Raw genomic sequence first — 15,953 nt, 5'->3', positions numbered from 1 at the left:
AATAAGTTACTTGCCTTAAAAGTTTGGCTGTGATACAATCAAAACAAATCAAATAATATCAAATTTATTGCATAAATCGTGATATTAAACAAAAGGAGAATCTGTTTATGTTAAAAGGTGAGAGATTGTATAATATGGCCGAATATATAGATGATAAAAAAGTGGTAACTATTATGGAATTATGTGACCATTTTAAAGTATCCAAGGCAACCGTTAACAGGGATTTAAGAATGTTAGAAAAAGAGAAGTTTATTACCAGGACTCATGGGGGTGCTATGAGTTTGACAAAGGGGACACGATTTGAGCCTATTTATGAGATTAAAGAAAAAGAAAAAATTGATGAAAAACAGGCTATTGGTGCATATGCAGTTAATTTTATAAAACAAGGCGAAACAATATTATTAGACTCTGGGACGACTACATTGTTACTTGCAAGGCAGATGAAGGATCTCGACAATATTACCGTAATAACCAATGATTTGATGATAGCATATGTGCTGAGTGAAGCTAATGGAATTGATTTAGTGGTATTAGGAGGTCAACACAGAAAAGGTGTATATAGTTTAATAGGACCATTTACAGAAAATATTTTGAAAGAATTAAATGTGGATAAAGCATTTTTGGGAGCAGATGCCATAGATGTTGATAGAGGTATAACCAATTCTAATATAGAAGAAAGCAATATCAAGAAGAGTATCGTTGAAATATCGAAGGAGGTAATAGTACTGGCGGATAGTAGTAAATTCGGGAATGTCGCTTTTACGAAGGTCTGTGATATAGATTCGGTTGATGTGATTGTTACTGACTTTAATATTTCCGAAAAAGAATTATCTAAATTTAGAAATACTAATGTAAAAATCTACATTGCAGAAAAAAAGAGTGTATAAATAATTTAAATAAATCTATGCTTTTACAAAATAAAATCCTCTTTTCTAGGAAAATCAAATTAAGATTTAAACTAGAAAAGAGGATTTTTTATTATCAGAAAATATATTGATAGGATATAAAAAACGCTTGCAATGAAAATGAGGTTATGATACAATCAAAATAAATCAATTAATATCATTAAAAATCATCAAATATCATTCGACACAATCATAAAATGTCAAAAGTAAAATGAAAAATATTTAATATCTTTAATAATGAAATTACATTATAAGGAGGTAACACGAAAATGAATGACATAAAAACAATATTAAAGGAACTGACATCGCTATCCGGAGTTTCAGGACACGAAGAAGAAGTAGCTCGCTATATGTACGAAAAGTTTAAAGGCATAACAGATAATGTAGCAATTGATAATCTGGGGAATATAGTATGTCACATATCATCAGAGGTGAAAAATGCTCCAAAAGTATTGGTTTTTGGTCATATGGATGAAATAGGTCTTATGATAAAAAAGGTAGAGAAAAATGGTTTTTTGAGGTTTGAAAGAATAGGAGGAGTAAACAGACAAGCTTTACCGGGGACTCATGTAGTAGTAGTTAATTCCCAAGGTACAAAAGTTAATGGCGTTATTGGACTGAAATCTCATCATATAATGAAACAGGACGAAAAAAGCAGGATACCGGAAATTGAAGAAATGTATATAGACATCGGCTCATTTTCGGATGCGAATGTATATGAAAGAGGTATACATGTCGGCTGCTTTGCAACATTTAAACCTTCATTTACCGAGCTAAATGAAGATATAGTGTGTTCTAAGGCATTAGATGACAGGGCGGCATGTACAGTATTATTACGGTTAGCGGAAGAGCTTTCAAAAGAAGTTGATAAATTAAATTCGGAAGTATATTTGGTAGCCAGTGTACAGGAGGAGTTCAATATTAGGGGGATTATGCCTATGGTAAGGAAAATAAATCCGGATATAGCTGTAGGAATAGATATTACACCATCTTTTGATACCCCGGAATTAAACTGTACAGCTTCTGATGTTGTGTTAGGAAAAGGGCCTGCAATAACTTATATGAATTTTCATGGGAGGGGCACTTTAGCAGGCATTATACCAAGTTATAAATTAACCGAATTTATTGAAAAGGTAGCTGTTCAAAATGATATTAAATTTCAAAGAGAGGTTATAACAGGAGTAATCACTGAAACAGGTTTTATATGTATAGAAGGTGAAAACGGGATAATTACCGGGAATTTATCTATTCCGGTGAGATATTCCCATACTCCTATAGAAGTTGCGGACCTAAGAGATATTGATATGGCTATAAAATTATTACTTAATGTCATTAAAGAAATAAAATCTTTTAATAGTTTCAGATTTATCAGTTAAATTTTATTGTGAAGGGAGGGGAAGGCAAAATGAAAAAACAAATTATTGTTGCATGCGGCGGAGGAATTGCTACTTCAACTATTATAGCTTCAAAAGTAGAAAAGATATTGGAAGATAATAAAATCGATGCCAGTATCATTCAATGCAGAGTTTCAGAGATAGATTCCCATAAAGACAATACTGACTTAATAATTTCTTCTGCTAACTTAAAAAAAGATTATGGTGTGCCCGTACTGCAGGCAATTTCCTTTATTAGTGGAGTAGGTGTGGAAGAAACCCGCAAAAAAATAATTGAGATTTTAAAAAATAAGTGAGGGGGTTTATTAAATGGCATTTTTCAATTTTATTAGTAGCTTGGGTTCAATGATTATGGTTCCTATAATAATCTTTATTGTCGGTCTCATCTTTAGAAATGGGTTGGCAAAATCACTTAGATCCGGAATAACCGTAGGCGTAGGTTTTATAGGTTTGAATTTGGTTCTTGATTTGTTGTTTAAATATGTTGGACCGGCAACAGATATTTTAGTGAAAAAATTTAATCTTAGCTTCAGTGTGATTGATGCAGGGTGGCCTGCTGCTGCAGCTGTGGCTTTCGGAACAAAGATTGGCGCTCTAATTATTCCGTTTATATTAATTGTTAATGTAGTTCTGTTAGTTACTAAGTTGACTAAAACAGTAAATGTGGATATTTGGAATTACTGGCATTATGCATTCACGGGAACTTTAGTAAGTACTATAACAGGCAGCTTAACATATGGTTTTATTGCAGCGGCGGCTCATGCGGCTATATCCTTAAAAATAGCAGATATAAGTGCTCCCAAAATTAAAGAGGTTATTGGGGTACCAGGGGTATCCATACCTCAGGCATTTGCAGCATCAACGGTACCGGTTTTTATACTGTTGGACAAGCTGTATGATAAAATACCCGGTTTAAAGGATATAAAGGCAGATGCAAAGACCATAAATGAAAAGCTTGGCATATTTGGAGAACCCATGATTATAGGCTTTATATTAGGGATATTATTTGGACTAATTGTTAATTATGATATAAAAGGCATACTTGAAATGGCATTTGCTATGGCTGGTATTATGCTACTATTGCCAAGAATGGTAAAAATAATTATGGAAGGTCTGGTACCGATATCCGAGTCTGCCAGAGAATTTCTACAGAGAAGGTTTTCGGGCAGTGAATTCTATATTGGTTTAGACTCAGCGATAACAGTGGGACATCCAACTACTATAGCTGTAGGGATATTGTTAATTCCTATCGTGTTAATATTAGCTTCTATACTTCCTAATAATACTACTTTGCCCCTTGCGGATTTAGCGTCAACAGCATTTTTTGTTTGTATGGCAACGCCAATTCATAAAGGCAATTTTCTAAGAATTCTTATAAGCGGAACTATAATGATGGCAATTGTACTGCTTTTATCAAGTGCATTTGCACCTATAATAACTCAAAGCGCAATTGAAACCGGTTTTGCATTTCCAAAAGGAGCACAAGCTATTACGGCATTATCCGCCGGGAATATATTTGCGTGGATTATATCCAAGATAATGTCATTAAGGATAGTAGGGGCAGTAATTATAGTTTTACTGGTATTGGCTTTTTTAATAATAAGCAAGAAATATGAAGACAAAAAATTAGTGGAATCAACAAATGAGAAAGGTATGGATTAATAAAATAAAGATATTTTTTCTTCTTTTTCGGTATTCCAAAATTTAATTGAAGCAAAGTTTATAGAATTAATTTTTATTAATAAATGGTAAAGGAGAGAGTTATTCATGGGAAAGTGGACGATTGAAGCATTGGGAACAGATAAGGTTATAATAGGGATGTGTCATTTTCTGCCATTACCGGGAGATCCGTCTTTTGATAAGAAAGGCGGAATAGAAAAAGTAATAGAAGCAGCGAGACATGATTTGTTAGCTTTGCAGGAAGGCGGAGTGGATGCCGTAATGTTTTCAAACGAATTTAGCTTGCCATATTTAACAGATGTGAGGACTGAAACGGTTGCATCTATGGCAAGAATTATCGGAGAATTAATGCCGGATGTTAAGATACCGTTTGGAGTAAATGTACTCTGGGATCCAAAACAATCGCTTAACTTAGCGGCAGCGACAGGAGCTAAATTTGTAAGGGAAATATTCACGGGAGTTTATGCCAGCGATTTTGGGCTTTGGAATACTAATTGTGGAGATGTAGTAAGACATCAGCATAATATCGGAGCAGAAGATGTAAAACTGCTATTCAATATTGTACCGGAGGCTGCCAGATATCTTGGTGATAGAAATATTATTGATATTGCAAAATCAACTGTATTTAATACAAAACCCGATGCACTATGCGTTTCCGGATTAGTTGCGGGAGCAGAAACCGATTCGCAGATACTAAAAAAGGTAAAAGAGGCAGTACCGGGGACAGTTGTATTTGCCAATACGGGGGTAAAACTGAATAATGTTGAAGAGCAGCTTAGCATTGCTGACGGAGCAATTGTAGGAACAACATTTAAGAAAGACGGAGTATTTGAAAATCCGGTAGATGTTACAAGAGTGAAAGAATTTATGGATAGGGTAAAAAAATTCAGGGAGAATTTAAAAAACTAATTTTAAACTTACGTAGCAGGACAAGCATTTATGCTTGTCCTGCTGCAAAAGAGTTAAGTATTTTCAATAACTAAGTTATAGAAGGGAGTCATAATATGCTGAATATATCTCCATCAATTGCATCTGCAAATCAAATAAATCTGGAAACGATAGTTAGGCGTCTTGAAAATATGAAAATTGACAATCTTCATATTGATATAGAAGACGGAAATTTTATACCTAATATTACATTTGGATTAAGAACTATAAAAAATTTAAGGGAGATAACGGATATACCTTTTTCTATTCATATAATGGGATATCATCCGGAAAATTATTTACATGATTTAGCTGAAATTGGCGTAGATTCGATAACTGTTAATATTGAAGCCTGTAATTATCCAAGAAAAATATTGAATATGATAAAATCTTTAAACATAAAAGCCGGTTTTGCGATTAATCCTAAGACTCCCATTGAACAAATATTATATATGAGTGATGATATAGATATGGTTCTCATAATGACTGCTGAACCGGATTGTTGCGGTCAGCTTTTTATTAGAGAGATGCTTAATAAAGTAGAGAAATTATCCCGTATTAATCATAGGAAGTTTAAAATATGGACTGACGGCGGCATTTCTAAAGCTGAACTTTCCGATATTTACAATGTCGGAGCAGATACTGCAGTTTTAGGCAGAGAAGTTTTTAAGAATGGGAAAATAGAAGAAAATATAAAATCTATAAATAAAGTTTTATCCGATTTATAAAATAGTATATGGAGGTATAAATATGGTTCATGAACTTGATGCAAAGAAAGGAGTAACATTAAACAAAGAATTAATTACATTGAATTTTAATGCTAAAGACAGAGAGGATGCACTAAGAAAGATGGGTGCAAAACTATTGAAATGCGGATATGTTAATGAGGGTTTCACGGAGGCAATAATAGAAAGAGAAAAAAATTTCCCAACGGGAATATCAACTAAAAATATGGGGGTGGCTATTCCGCATACGGATGTGAAATATGTAAATAAAACCAGTATTGCTATAGGAATATTAAATAAACCCGTAACTTTTCAAAATATGGGTTCTGATGATAAATTACAAATAAATATTATATTTATGTTAGCTATAAAAGAACCGAAGGAACAATTAAAAATGTTGCAAAAATTAACAGAAGTTTTCCAAGATGATAATGCGCTAGAGAAAATAAAAAACGCCAAAAATGAATTGGAAGTATTAGAAATAATGAAATCCTTTTTAGACAATTAACACAAGGGGACGGTTCTTCTGTGCTGCTTTTATCTTTAAAACCATGTTAAAACCCATACATGTAGGCAGAAGATGGGCTATTTATCTACAGAATATAATCAACTTGACTATAGAATTCAAAATATCAAATTATTGTTCTATGGTTTTTCCCAACCTAATTTTAATTTTGTATAGACTAAGTTATTGAAAAATACATATTTTATAGGTATAATATATGTATAAATAAATTTATGAAAAACGGTTGGGAAAATAAATATAAAATCAAGAAAGTAACAGGTATTAAGAGGTTTTATGTAAATGATGAATGTGTAATTTAGTGTAGTTGAACCTTAACATAGGATGTATTGAAATTAAAGGCTTGACAATGTAGAATAAGGTATCCCCGTTGTTGAACCTTAACATAGGATGTATTGAAATTTGGCAAATTCTTATTATCCATTTTATTCCGCCACCGTTGAACCTTAACATAGGATGTATTGAAATGGCTCTATAAGTTCAAAGTATATAAGCCTATTCATGTTGAACCTTAACATAGGATGTATTGAAATCAGTAATACCCGTTTTCATATGCCCATTCTGCCATCGTTGAACCTTAACATAGGATGTATCAGAATTAAAACTTGTAAGATGTAATTAATAAAAAAAAAGGGACTGATTTAAATGGATAATAATGAAAAGATTTAATAAAGTAAATTCTAAGACTGATAGCTTAGAAAGCGAATTATTGTCTAGTAAAAGGCAAGGAACACTATATAAAATAACTTTAAAAAACAATTATCGATTAAATATTATATTTTATTATTTTATATTTTTTAACTAATTGTTAGCTTAAGAATGAAATTACACAAAATTATTTATACAAACTAAATCCCTAACATCAGCCTTTCATATAAGAATTTCGGTAAATCATTTTCTGCGATTTTTCGAACGGTTTTGTTTATATCGTATTCTTGACGTCTATAACAAACAGAATATTTTTCTGTATCATATATTACATAGCAACTCCTTGGATCTTCATCTCTAGGCTGCCCTACCGAGCCTATATTAAAAATATATTTTAAATGTTCATCTAACAATATTTCTTTATCATAATCAATTGTTGTAAGCTCCTTTATATTTTCCAAACTATCTTCTTGCCAAATTATAGGCACATGTGTATGGCCTACAAATAGTAAATCGGTACTCATTAACTTAAAATTTTTTTCCGCTTGATAAATATCTAATAAATATTCAAAAGGGTCATCTCCCAGGCAACCATGAACAACTGTAAAATTCTCATTTTTATAAATTCTCTGAAAAGGTAATCCCTTTAAGAACGTGAAATCTTCTTCCCTCAATTGCTTTTTAGTCCAAGTTAAAGCTTGCCTTGCTACAGAATTAAACCACCAAATCATGTCTGGATTGCACATTGCATAATCATGGTTGCCTAATATACAATCAAAGTCTTTTACACTATCTATGGCCTCTTTGGGATTTGCCATATACCCCACAATATCTCCAAGTACAATGACATTGTCTATCTTATTTACCTCTTTCGTTAAAACAGCATCAAGTGCTTCTATATTTCCGTGAATGTCTCCTATCAAAAGTATCTTCATTTTTGTATACGTTTACTTCTCCTTTCTTATGAACGAGAGAATAAATTTCTCATCTCAATATTATTTAAAAAATAAGGTTGCAGGAATTTATTTATATATATTATACCCTATTTAAAATGCAAAGAAAATAATAGTTCCGATAGTAATTTTTATAAAAAAGTAAGAAGGAATGTTTGGAATATTATAGAATAATTATAAGAGATTATTGAACAATTTATAGGAATTAGTCAAGAAATTATGGCTTTTAGTCAAATAAACGGGAGTTTTAATGCTATCTTACCTTGTTTGTAAATCATACCTCAGGATCAGCAATGTACGATAAAGGTTCCAAAGATAAAAAGGTCCTTGAGTGTGGACTGAATCGATGCCCTGCCCGAATTTGTGACGATATCCGTAAAAATCGGTACGGGCAACCTCCGGATATTTTTTGAACATCACGCGGGCAGCGCTGCCGTAGGGGTTGCAAAAATAATATCGTGGTTTTCATGGCTGAACATCTCCACTATTTCGTCCAGCTCGTCAAAATAGTATTCGTGTTCAGAAGGCCGGATTTTTGCTTACGAAAACACATTAATGGTGGTACTGTTAATGCCTGCTTTGCGTAACAGGCGCATATCCGCGTCCCAGATTTCTCTGAGTATATTGAGCTTTGCCGAAAAAGATGCTTAAAGCCATTAAAATCCGGGATATCCCGGATTTTAATGGCTTTAAGCTAAAACACTAATTATATTCTGTTAACGTTAGAAGCCTGCGGGCCTTTGTTTCCTTGAATAACATCAAAGCTTACTGTCTGCCCTTCGTCTAACGATTTGAATCCGTCATCTTGAATTGCAGAATAGTGTACAAAAACATCATTTCCGCCTTCAACTGTAATAAATCCAAATCCTTTTTCTGAGTTAAACCATTTTACTGTACCTTTGCTCATTGGGTACCTCCTAAATTTTATTTATATTCAAATGCAAGTTTAAAAAAATCACATGTTTTTACAAATTATATATACAGATACTTATATAATCTCTAAAAACATGTGATATCTATAAATACATCTATAATACCTTTATAATATAACATAGATATTTATATATGTCAAGGATTTTTTATTTTATCTGTTACGGGTCTTTGACACTTGTAGAATAAAAAAATCGCTAAAGTTATTGAAAAGACTTTATTTTTGGTCAATTGTAAGTTTAATTGTCCGAAAATTTTAGTTACTTAGATAGCGAAAATATGATTTGTATATTTATAATTAAACAATCGCCCCGGATAGTTATTTATCCAGCTTCGATTGTTTAAGGCTACTTTCCCTAATATCTTATATTTTCATTTCTTTTCGTTTTTCTTAACAGATAAATCTTTATTATTTATATTTAAAAATAGTCCCATTTCTATATAATTATATAATACATTTGTACATAAATTAAATTTGGATTTACAGAAGAGATAGCCTATAGCATTTATTAAGGATTTAACAATTTTTAATAGATGGTATTATAATATTATACTTACCTAATGTTTTTTTGGGTGCTTTTTCTGTAAATTCGTACTGTTTTTCGCTCAAATCCAAGACATTAACTTGATTCATCAATATATCATCTTTAGTCCAGATATTATAAAATGGAGTTTTATTGCTGTGATTTTTATAAAAAATAAGACCAGCTAATTAAAGTCAATAGATTTTAGCAAAATAATATTAAATATTTTTTGAAAAATTAATAATAAAAAAATGCACACCTAATAAACCAATGATTATTGGTTTAAAAAACGAAGCTGTTATTTAAAATTGTTCTTTGAAAACTAAACATTAAATACAGATCATTAGGCTACTGAAGACCTAGTAAGAAGTAGTTCCTCATGCTCTTCTGGGGTTCTTAGCTCAAAAGGCTTTTTGTCTCTCATGACGGCGAATATAATATTTACTAATTTTCTCATTACAGCACCTAATGCAACCTTTTTGGGCTTGTTTGTACACTTTTTTTGGTAGAACTCATAGAGCACTGGATTAGTTTTGTCACCATTTCTCTTACTTCGAATATTGGCTAAAGCAGTTGTAAAGATGACCCTACGAAGCAATCTAGAGCCCCTTTTAGACATTTTGTTACGGGTTCCGGTGAATTCACCCGATTGATTAACAGAGGGGTCAATTCCAAAGAAAGCTACAAGTTTATTGGGGCTAGAAAATGCAGAAAAATCACCAACCTCAGCAAGTATCGTGGCAGCAGTTAGTATCCCGATACCAGGAATACTGCATAGCAGATTAATAATAGGTGCCAATACAGGATTATCTTCTAAAGAATCTGCTAAAATAATTTCATTAATTGCGTCAAGTATGTCTTTTTGGGCATCTTGTAAGGTTCTTACCATGGAAATATTAACTTTGAGAATGGCTAGATTTCCAGGGTTATTGATGCTTAAATCTTTAAATTCCTTAGCTTTTAAAACCAAAAGTTCATATTTTTCAGTGGACCACGCTAAACCTTTTTTAGAAGTTTTTTCAATAAGTGATATTAATGTTTGTTTGTTAGCCTTTAGAATTTGCTTAGGTGAAGGATACCTATCAAGTACTGCTAAGGCAGTGTTTGAATATACATTTTGGAAGACATCTGTAAAGTTTAGCATTACTTGATCAATAATGCCAATAAGCCTATTCTTGTAAGTAGTAAGTTCATCACCTAACTTGTAATATTGGCGACAAAGGCTTTTAAGGCAGTCAATAACATCATCAGGAACAACAGTAGTCTTAATAAAAGAAAACCTATAAAGCAATGCAATCTTATGGGCATCAAATTTATCATTTTTTACTTTCCTTATTCCAATATTTTTGATAGAATCAGATTGGATGGGGTTTATGATAGAGACCTCAAATCCAGAATCAGAAAGATAGTGGAAGAGGATTTTGTGATAGTGCCCAGTGGATTCTAAGACTACGACAGGCCTAATTGCAAAATCCTTTTCTGCTTTTTGCAATAGACCTATAGCCTCTTTAATACTGTCAATTGAATCATGATAGATCTTAATACGATGATAAATCTCATTATTAGGGGACAAAATACACATCTCACTAAAATTTTTACCAACATCAATTCCAGCTACAGGTGGATAATCCATAAGAAACCTCCTAAATAAAGTATTTGGATTTAGAAATCCATTCCTTCTCAAATAAGTACACAACCTTGCATGTGACACGAGGAACCAGTGTTAACTGGCCTCAACCAGCCAAATAATGTAATCTTATGAGAATGGATAGATACTCTTTTTTACAGGTAGTCGCATAAAGGCGTCCTAGGAGGAATTGCATCAACCTCCAAATCCATAAATTAATTATACAATATTGTTCATGGTTCAGGCCAAATTAAACTGGCTTTATGGCTAGGGTGAGAAGCCAAAGAAATGTATTTAATGATTAGAAAAGAAGACTATATTATTATTTAAGAAATTGATAATTATTACAGTGGAAAACTGTAATTTGATTATAACTATATTGTACAAGGAGGAATATTTGGAACATTGTAGAACTGTTATAGTAGATTGTTGGATAAGTTATAAATGAATGGATAAGAGGTACTGAGAGTTTGTTGGAGCGATTAGAAATCGACAAGGTTATAGCAATTCAAGAAGAGAATATAGCTATTTCCTGTAACAAAGAAGCTTATTTATAATTATGACTTTGGTGACAATTGTATTGTTATTATAACCAAGAAAAAAGATTGCGGTGATTTATTGGAAAGAAATGTTATATCTTACGAAGAACTTGTTGAAGCAAACAAAACTGTACTAATTAAGCATAAACCTGTTTGTATCAACTAAGATGGAGTATCTGTGATTGATAATGTGGAAGGACCCAAGGGATTTGCTAATTTTTTAGGAACTGTATATGAGAGTGAGGACAAAGAAGAAAGTGCCAATGCTCGTACCTGCAAATAGCCTTGGTTGGAGTATTGGAAAAGCTTCTAATAAAGTGAAGCTGTAGTTATAAAGTAACAGACGGGAGGTATTTATAATGAGTGAAGCAAGTAACAGGGATAAATATATGGAGCAGGTCACTGTCGGTAAACTGGAGCTGCATAATGCGGAAATTACCCTCAATGAATATGATACTAACTGGCCTGTTTTGTTTGAGCGGGAAGCAGATAGAATCCGAAAGGCACTCGGCAGTAAAGCAAAGCTGATAGAGCATGTAGGTTCGACTTCGGTTCCGGGATTATGTGCAAAGCCGATTATCGATATATTATTGGTCGTGGAAGATTCTGCGGATGAACCGTCTTATATTCCGGATTTGGAAGCTGCTGGTTACATCTTGCGGATACGGGAACCGGATTGGTATCAGCATCGGTTATTTAAAGGTCCGGATACAGACATCAATTTACATGTTTTCAGCGAAGGGGTCTCTGAAATTGAGCGGATGCTGCGTTTCCGTGATTGGCTGAGAAACCACGAAAGTGATAGGCAGCTGTATGCTGAGACCAAACGAAGACTTGCCAAGCGTAAATGGAAATACATTCAAAATTACGCAGATGCAAAAACAGAAGTCGTTCAGGAAATTATGAAACGTGCGTGTCCGGATTCTCGTAACGTACGGAATTAGATTTGAATTTATATTGGGGAGGGTTTATCAAGATGTATATGGTTAATTATACAAGCGACGATTTCAAAAAAAATTTATCAAAATCAGATTTGGTTATTGTTCCTGTAGGTTCTGTGGAAGCCCACGGCCATCATCTTCCTCTCGGGACGGATATATTTTCTCCGCGATTGTTTTGCCAGAGGATAGACAAAAAGATCGGAGACGAGGTATGGATTGCACCAGAAATCCCTTACGGACAGAGCTATGACCTATCCATATATCCCGGAACCGTACATATTCCGTCGGGGGTAATGGCAAATTACTTATATTATGTTGGGAAGAGCATGTTTAATAACGGCATGGGAAAAATTATATTTTTCAACGGCCATGGCGGAAATATAAATGCCCTCAATCTTGCAAGCGAAAGGCTTGTGCCTTTGGGCTTGGATGTGGCTGTAATCAATTGGTGGCTTGATTACTCGAAGGAAATACTTACCGTAACTACAGGCCAGGGGCACGCAGGAGAAGATGAAACATCCGCAATTTTATATTATGATGAGAAACTTGTTAATATGGATAAAGCGACTAAAAATACTAAAAAACCTCTTATAAAAGTACGTTATAAAAACAGAGGAAAAGAGATATTTGAAAATGCGCTAACGGGAGATGCCACACTGGCTTCAAAAGAAAAAGGGGAAAAGATTTTTAATATACTCGAAGGTAAAATCATAGAATTTATACACATCATGAAGAACGGAAAATATTACACCTCATAGATACCGAATAGACGGGCTGTTTTCTCATAAAGAAAAATAAATTTCATGCCGGAAATTATCACAATTGACGACATGAAATTTATTTATATCTCTGTAATCTGTCTATTTCAAATTTTTATAATAATAAATAGCTAACTGAGTTCTGTCCCTTAAGGACAGTTTATCCAGCATATTGGAAATATAATTTCTGACGGTTCCTTCGCTTAAAAAGAGTTTTTCCGCAATTTCTTTGTTATTCAATCCTTCTGCCACCAAAAGCAAAATATCCAACTCCCTTTCGGATAAGCCTATATCCATATTTTTTCTGGAATACTTTTTAATATTGGATACAATTTTTGAATCGAAAACTAAATTTCCTGAATATACTGCATTTATAGCAGGAATGATGCCTTTTATATTTTGTTTTAATATGTATCCTTTACAGCCTAAAGAAAGAGCAGCTCCGATATATTCATCATCTTGAAATGTAGTTATTAACAGGATTCTGGCATGGGGATCCGTTTTTAATATTTCTTCCGTTGCATCTATTCCGCTCATTTTTTCCATTCTTATGTCCATAAGAATTAAATCCGGCTTGTATTTCTTATAAAGTTTTACGGCCTCAAGTCCGTTATAGCCTACGGCCGATATATCGATTTCGTTAGCGTTTATAATTGTCTTTAAAGATTCTACCACCAAAGGGTCATCATCTATAATTATAATATTCATATACATTATCCTTTCATTAAAGTTAAATGTATTTTAAATCCATTGTCAAACTTATAATTCAAAAATCCGTTATATTTATTAGCTATTTCTTTCATGGAAACAAGTCCGATTCCCTTAGTTGAAAGTAAAGCTTTTTTATCGAAATTATTTCCGTTGTCCTTTATTATAATTGAATAAAATTTCGGCTGGCTGAATAAGCTTATTCTCAGCTTTGTAGCATTGGAATGCTTAATACAATTTGTAATGCCTTCTTTTACAACGGACAGAATGTCAAATTTCAAATTATAGCTCAGATTGTCTTCAATCCTATATATAATTTCGGTATCTATGGCAGGTACTTCATTGCAGAGTTTTTCAATTTGACTCTCCAGATCCAGAGATTCATTATATAGATTATGTATGCTTTTTCTGATATCTTCCATGCCGTTTTTTAAGGTTTTTTGGAGGATATTCAGATTTTTTATTACATTATCTTCAGTAGATATAATTTTCAGGGCTTCCACTTGCAATATGCTGCTGCTTATTACATGACCTATCGAATCATGGAGCTGCCTCGCAATTCTGTTTCTTTCCGTAAGGATGGCAATATGAACGTCTTTCTCTTTATCAATTTTTAACTGCTTATTATATTTTTCCAAATAAAGAGTTTCTCCTTTTAATTTATCTCTTACCGTTTTATTTTCATCTAAAATGAGTTTATGCTTTTTTGTCATGGCTGCAAGATAGACTGAAATAACGGAAATAAAAGAGTTTGATAAAGAAAAATTCATAAAAATCAGAGGTAAGGAAAATATGATATATGTGCTGAAATCTAAATACATATTGTAAAGAATTAAAGGCAGATAAAAGACGAACAGAGTATCGGAGAAGCAGATCATTGCAAATGAAATATATATAATAGCTTTAATTTTTTTATTGTTTAGCAAGTCCATCATTAAAGAGAAAATAATGCTTATAAGAAAATAAAAAGCTAAATTTCCATCCGGTTTTATTTTATAGGTATTATATAAGCAAAATGTTGCAACAACTGCCTTTTCCCATAAGATTCTCATAGCAGTCCTCCTGTAAAATTTAAAATATATTGAATTTTACTCTGTATTTTAATTATACTAATATTCATCATTAAATACAATTTAAGTTATGACAAATGTCATATTAGATTATAACTTTATACACTAAAATAGATTCTTTAAAAATCATACAATAATATCAAGATCGAACGGAAGGAGTGAAGCAGATGATAGTAAAAGTGAAAAACTTAGTAAAAAGATATAAAGAATTAATCGCCCTTGACCATTTTAATATGGAAGTGGAAGAAGGAGAAATATTAGGGCTTTTAGGACCTAACGGCTGCGGAAAGACTACGGCTATAAATTCTATTCTGTCCTTATTAAACTTTGATAAAGGAGAGATAGAAGTATTCGGCAAGAAAATGACTCCGAATTCTTATGATATAAAAAGAAAAATCGGAGTGGTTCCCCAGGAGGTTTCGGTTTTTGAAAATTTAACGGTAAAGGAAAACATAGATTATTTTTGCGGATTATATGTAGATGATAAGAATTTAAGAAAACAATATGTTGAAGAAGCCATAGATTTTGTAGATTTAAATAACTATATTAAATTTTATCCAAAAAAGTTAAGCGGTGGTTTGAAGAGAAGACTAAACATTGCCTGCGGGATAGCCCATAAGCCTAAGCTTATCTTTTTAGACGAGCCGACTGTTGCGGTGGATGCCCAAAGCAGAAATTTTATATTAAACGGAATAAGGGAATTAAACAAAGAAGGCAGCACGATTATATATACGACTCATTATTTAGAGGAAGCAGAGATGATCTGCAGCAGAATCATTATAATGGATAAGGGAAAGGATTTGGTTTCCGGCACGACAGAAGAATTAAAGGCTATGATAACTACATCTGAAAAAATAGTAGCCGAATTTCTGAATATTCAAGATGAAACAATTGAAAAAATGAAAAGCATACCCCATGTAATTGATATAGAAAAAGATGGGAAAGATTGTATTATAAAATTTGAAAACGGGACTAATAACCTGACCAATCTTTTGGAATTTATAAAGGAAAATAATTTGGCCTATACAAAACTTCACAGCCAATTGCCCACACTAAACGATGTGTTCTTAGAATTGACAGGAAAGGGGCTTAGGGATTGAT

Annotated in this window: 16 protein-coding genes and 1 CRISPR repeat array; of the genes, 10 read left to right on the top strand and 6 right to left on the bottom strand. The window is 32.8% G+C overall.

Annotation, left to right across the window (positions count from 1 at the left end; translation table 11 throughout):
- Positions 1 to 107: 107 nt before the first annotated feature.
- From EQM13_RS10090 to EQM13_RS10060, 7 genes are all read left to right on the top strand, one after another.
- Positions 108 to 887, top strand: a complete 780-nt coding sequence (locus tag EQM13_RS10090; protein WP_128752581.1) for a DeoR/GlpR family DNA-binding transcription regulator — start codon at positions 108 to 110, stop codon at positions 885 to 887.
- A gap of 287 nt (positions 888 to 1,174) precedes the next feature.
- Positions 1,175 to 2,281 carry a M42 family metallopeptidase gene (locus tag EQM13_RS10085; protein ID WP_128752580.1) on the top strand — a complete coding sequence of 369 codons (1,107 nt, stop codon included), beginning with the start codon at positions 1,175 to 1,177 and terminating at the stop codon, positions 2,279 to 2,281.
- A gap of 29 nt (positions 2,282 to 2,310) precedes the next feature.
- A complete protein-coding gene (locus EQM13_RS10080) occupies positions 2,311 to 2,595 on the top strand; it encodes a PTS sugar transporter subunit IIB (RefSeq protein WP_128752579.1) in 285 nt (94 codons plus the stop codon).
- Between the two features lie 13 nt (positions 2,596 to 2,608).
- Complete coding sequence (locus EQM13_RS10075) at positions 2,609 to 3,961, top strand: PTS galactitol transporter subunit IIC (RefSeq protein ID WP_071138424.1); 1,353 nt, start codon at positions 2,609 to 2,611, stop codon at positions 3,959 to 3,961.
- A gap of 105 nt (positions 3,962 to 4,066) precedes the next feature.
- The gene (locus tag EQM13_RS10070) at positions 4,067 to 4,888 is read left to right on the top strand and encodes a BtpA/SgcQ family protein (protein WP_071138425.1); all 822 of its coding nucleotides are present in this window, start codon (positions 4,067 to 4,069) and stop codon (positions 4,886 to 4,888) included.
- A gap of 95 nt (positions 4,889 to 4,983) precedes the next feature.
- On the top strand, positions 4,984 to 5,634 hold the full coding sequence (locus tag EQM13_RS10065) for a ribulose-phosphate 3-epimerase (RefSeq protein WP_128752578.1): 651 nt from the start codon (positions 4,984 to 4,986) through the stop codon (positions 5,632 to 5,634).
- A gap of 22 nt (positions 5,635 to 5,656) precedes the next feature.
- On the top strand, positions 5,657 to 6,139 hold the full coding sequence (locus tag EQM13_RS10060) for a PTS sugar transporter subunit IIA (RefSeq protein WP_128752577.1): 483 nt from the start codon (positions 5,657 to 5,659) through the stop codon (positions 6,137 to 6,139).
- Positions 6,140 to 6,460: 321 nt separating this feature from the next.
- A CRISPR array of direct repeats spans positions 6,461 to 6,753; the repeat unit is 30 nt; unit sequence GTTGAACCTTAACATAGGATGTATTGAAAT.
- A gap of 249 nt (positions 6,754 to 7,002) precedes the next feature.
- On the opposite strand, the gene EQM13_RS10055 is transcribed toward EQM13_RS10060, so the two are convergent.
- The 4 genes from EQM13_RS10055 to EQM13_RS10040 form a co-directional block, all read right to left on the bottom strand.
- Positions 7,003 to 7,737: a metallophosphoesterase family protein gene (locus tag EQM13_RS10055; protein WP_128752576.1), complete on the bottom strand. Its 735-nt coding sequence runs from the start codon at positions 7,735 to 7,737 to the stop codon at positions 7,003 to 7,005.
- A 434-nt stretch (positions 7,738 to 8,171) separates the two neighbouring features.
- Positions 8,172 to 8,288, bottom strand: a complete 117-nt coding sequence (locus tag EQM13_RS19030; RefSeq protein ID WP_200795935.1) for a beta-galactosidase — start codon at positions 8,286 to 8,288, stop codon at positions 8,172 to 8,174.
- A gap of 173 nt (positions 8,289 to 8,461) precedes the next feature.
- Complete coding sequence (locus tag EQM13_RS10045; RefSeq protein WP_071138429.1) at positions 8,462 to 8,662, bottom strand: cold-shock protein; 201 nt, start codon at positions 8,660 to 8,662, stop codon at positions 8,462 to 8,464.
- A gap of 890 nt (positions 8,663 to 9,552) precedes the next feature.
- Complete coding sequence (locus EQM13_RS10040) at positions 9,553 to 10,842, bottom strand: IS110 family RNA-guided transposase (RefSeq protein WP_128751741.1); 1,290 nt, start codon at positions 10,840 to 10,842, stop codon at positions 9,553 to 9,555.
- An 892-nt stretch (positions 10,843 to 11,734) separates the two neighbouring features.
- On the opposite strand from EQM13_RS10040, the gene EQM13_RS10030 reads away from it, so the two are divergent.
- Positions 11,735 to 12,319 carry a GrpB family protein gene (locus tag EQM13_RS10030; RefSeq protein WP_128752575.1) on the top strand — a complete coding sequence of 195 codons (585 nt, stop codon included), beginning with the start codon at positions 11,735 to 11,737 and terminating at the stop codon, positions 12,317 to 12,319.
- Between the two features lie 32 nt (positions 12,320 to 12,351).
- The gene (locus tag EQM13_RS10025; protein ID WP_128752574.1) at positions 12,352 to 13,074 is read left to right on the top strand and encodes a creatininase family protein; all 723 of its coding nucleotides are present in this window, start codon (positions 12,352 to 12,354) and stop codon (positions 13,072 to 13,074) included.
- Positions 13,075 to 13,176: 102 nt separating this feature from the next.
- On the opposite strand, the gene EQM13_RS10020 is transcribed toward EQM13_RS10025, so the two are convergent.
- Both EQM13_RS10020 and EQM13_RS10015 read right to left on the bottom strand, forming a co-directional pair.
- Positions 13,177 to 13,782 carry a response regulator transcription factor gene (locus EQM13_RS10020; RefSeq protein ID WP_114219254.1) on the bottom strand — a complete coding sequence of 202 codons (606 nt, stop codon included), beginning with the start codon at positions 13,780 to 13,782 and terminating at the stop codon, positions 13,177 to 13,179.
- Positions 13,783 to 13,787: 5 nt separating this feature from the next.
- Complete coding sequence (locus EQM13_RS10015) at positions 13,788 to 14,834, bottom strand: sensor histidine kinase (protein WP_128752573.1); 1,047 nt, start codon at positions 14,832 to 14,834, stop codon at positions 13,788 to 13,790.
- A 185-nt stretch (positions 14,835 to 15,019) separates the two neighbouring features.
- Here EQM13_RS10015 and EQM13_RS10010 point away from each other — a divergent pair, with 185 nt between their 5' ends.
- Complete coding sequence (locus EQM13_RS10010; RefSeq protein WP_071138434.1) at positions 15,020 to 15,952, top strand: ABC transporter ATP-binding protein; 933 nt, start codon at positions 15,020 to 15,022, stop codon at positions 15,950 to 15,952.
- Position 15,953: the final 1 nt, after the last annotated feature.

Origin of the sequence: Acidilutibacter cellobiosedens (genome assembly GCF_004103715.1) — a bacterium.
Classification (GTDB): Bacteria; Bacillota; Clostridia; order Tissierellales; family Acidilutibacteraceae; genus Acidilutibacter; species Acidilutibacter cellobiosedens.
The sequence above is the reverse complement of the archived record's forward strand: the minus strand, read 5'-3'. Positions and strand labels throughout refer to the sequence as shown.

Coding starts and splice junctions, on each gene's coding strand:
- EQM13_RS10090 (WP_128752581.1), top strand. CDS start 108: ATGTTAAAAGGTGAGAGATTGTATAATATGGCCGAATATATAGATGAT.
- EQM13_RS10085 (WP_128752580.1), top strand. CDS start 1,175: ATGAATGACATAAAAACAATATTAAAGGAACTGACATCGCTATCCGGA.
- EQM13_RS10080 (WP_128752579.1), top strand. CDS start 2,311: ATGAAAAAACAAATTATTGTTGCATGCGGCGGAGGAATTGCTACTTCA.
- EQM13_RS10075 (WP_071138424.1), top strand. CDS start 2,609: ATGGCATTTTTCAATTTTATTAGTAGCTTGGGTTCAATGATTATGGTT.
- EQM13_RS10070 (WP_071138425.1), top strand. CDS start 4,067: ATGGGAAAGTGGACGATTGAAGCATTGGGAACAGATAAGGTTATAATA.
- EQM13_RS10065 (WP_128752578.1), top strand. CDS start 4,984: ATGCTGAATATATCTCCATCAATTGCATCTGCAAATCAAATAAATCTG.
- EQM13_RS10060 (WP_128752577.1), top strand. CDS start 5,657: ATGGTTCATGAACTTGATGCAAAGAAAGGAGTAACATTAAACAAAGAA.
- EQM13_RS10055 (WP_128752576.1), bottom strand. CDS start 7,737: ATGAAGATACTTTTGATAGGAGACATTCACGGAAATATAGAAGCACTT.
- EQM13_RS10045 (WP_071138429.1), bottom strand. CDS start 8,662: ATGAGCAAAGGTACAGTAAAATGGTTTAACTCAGAAAAAGGATTTGGA.
- EQM13_RS10040 (WP_128751741.1), bottom strand. CDS start 10,842: ATGGATTATCCACCTGTAGCTGGAATTGATGTTGGTAAAAATTTTAGT.
- EQM13_RS10030 (WP_128752575.1), top strand. CDS start 11,735: ATGAGTGAAGCAAGTAACAGGGATAAATATATGGAGCAGGTCACTGTC.
- EQM13_RS10025 (WP_128752574.1), top strand. CDS start 12,352: ATGTATATGGTTAATTATACAAGCGACGATTTCAAAAAAAATTTATCA.
- EQM13_RS10020 (WP_114219254.1), bottom strand. CDS start 13,782: ATGAATATTATAATTATAGATGATGACCCTTTGGTGGTAGAATCTTTA.
- EQM13_RS10015 (WP_128752573.1), bottom strand. CDS start 14,834: ATGAGAATCTTATGGGAAAAGGCAGTTGTTGCAACATTTTGCTTATAT.
- EQM13_RS10010 (WP_071138434.1), top strand. CDS start 15,020: ATGATAGTAAAAGTGAAAAACTTAGTAAAAAGATATAAAGAATTAATC.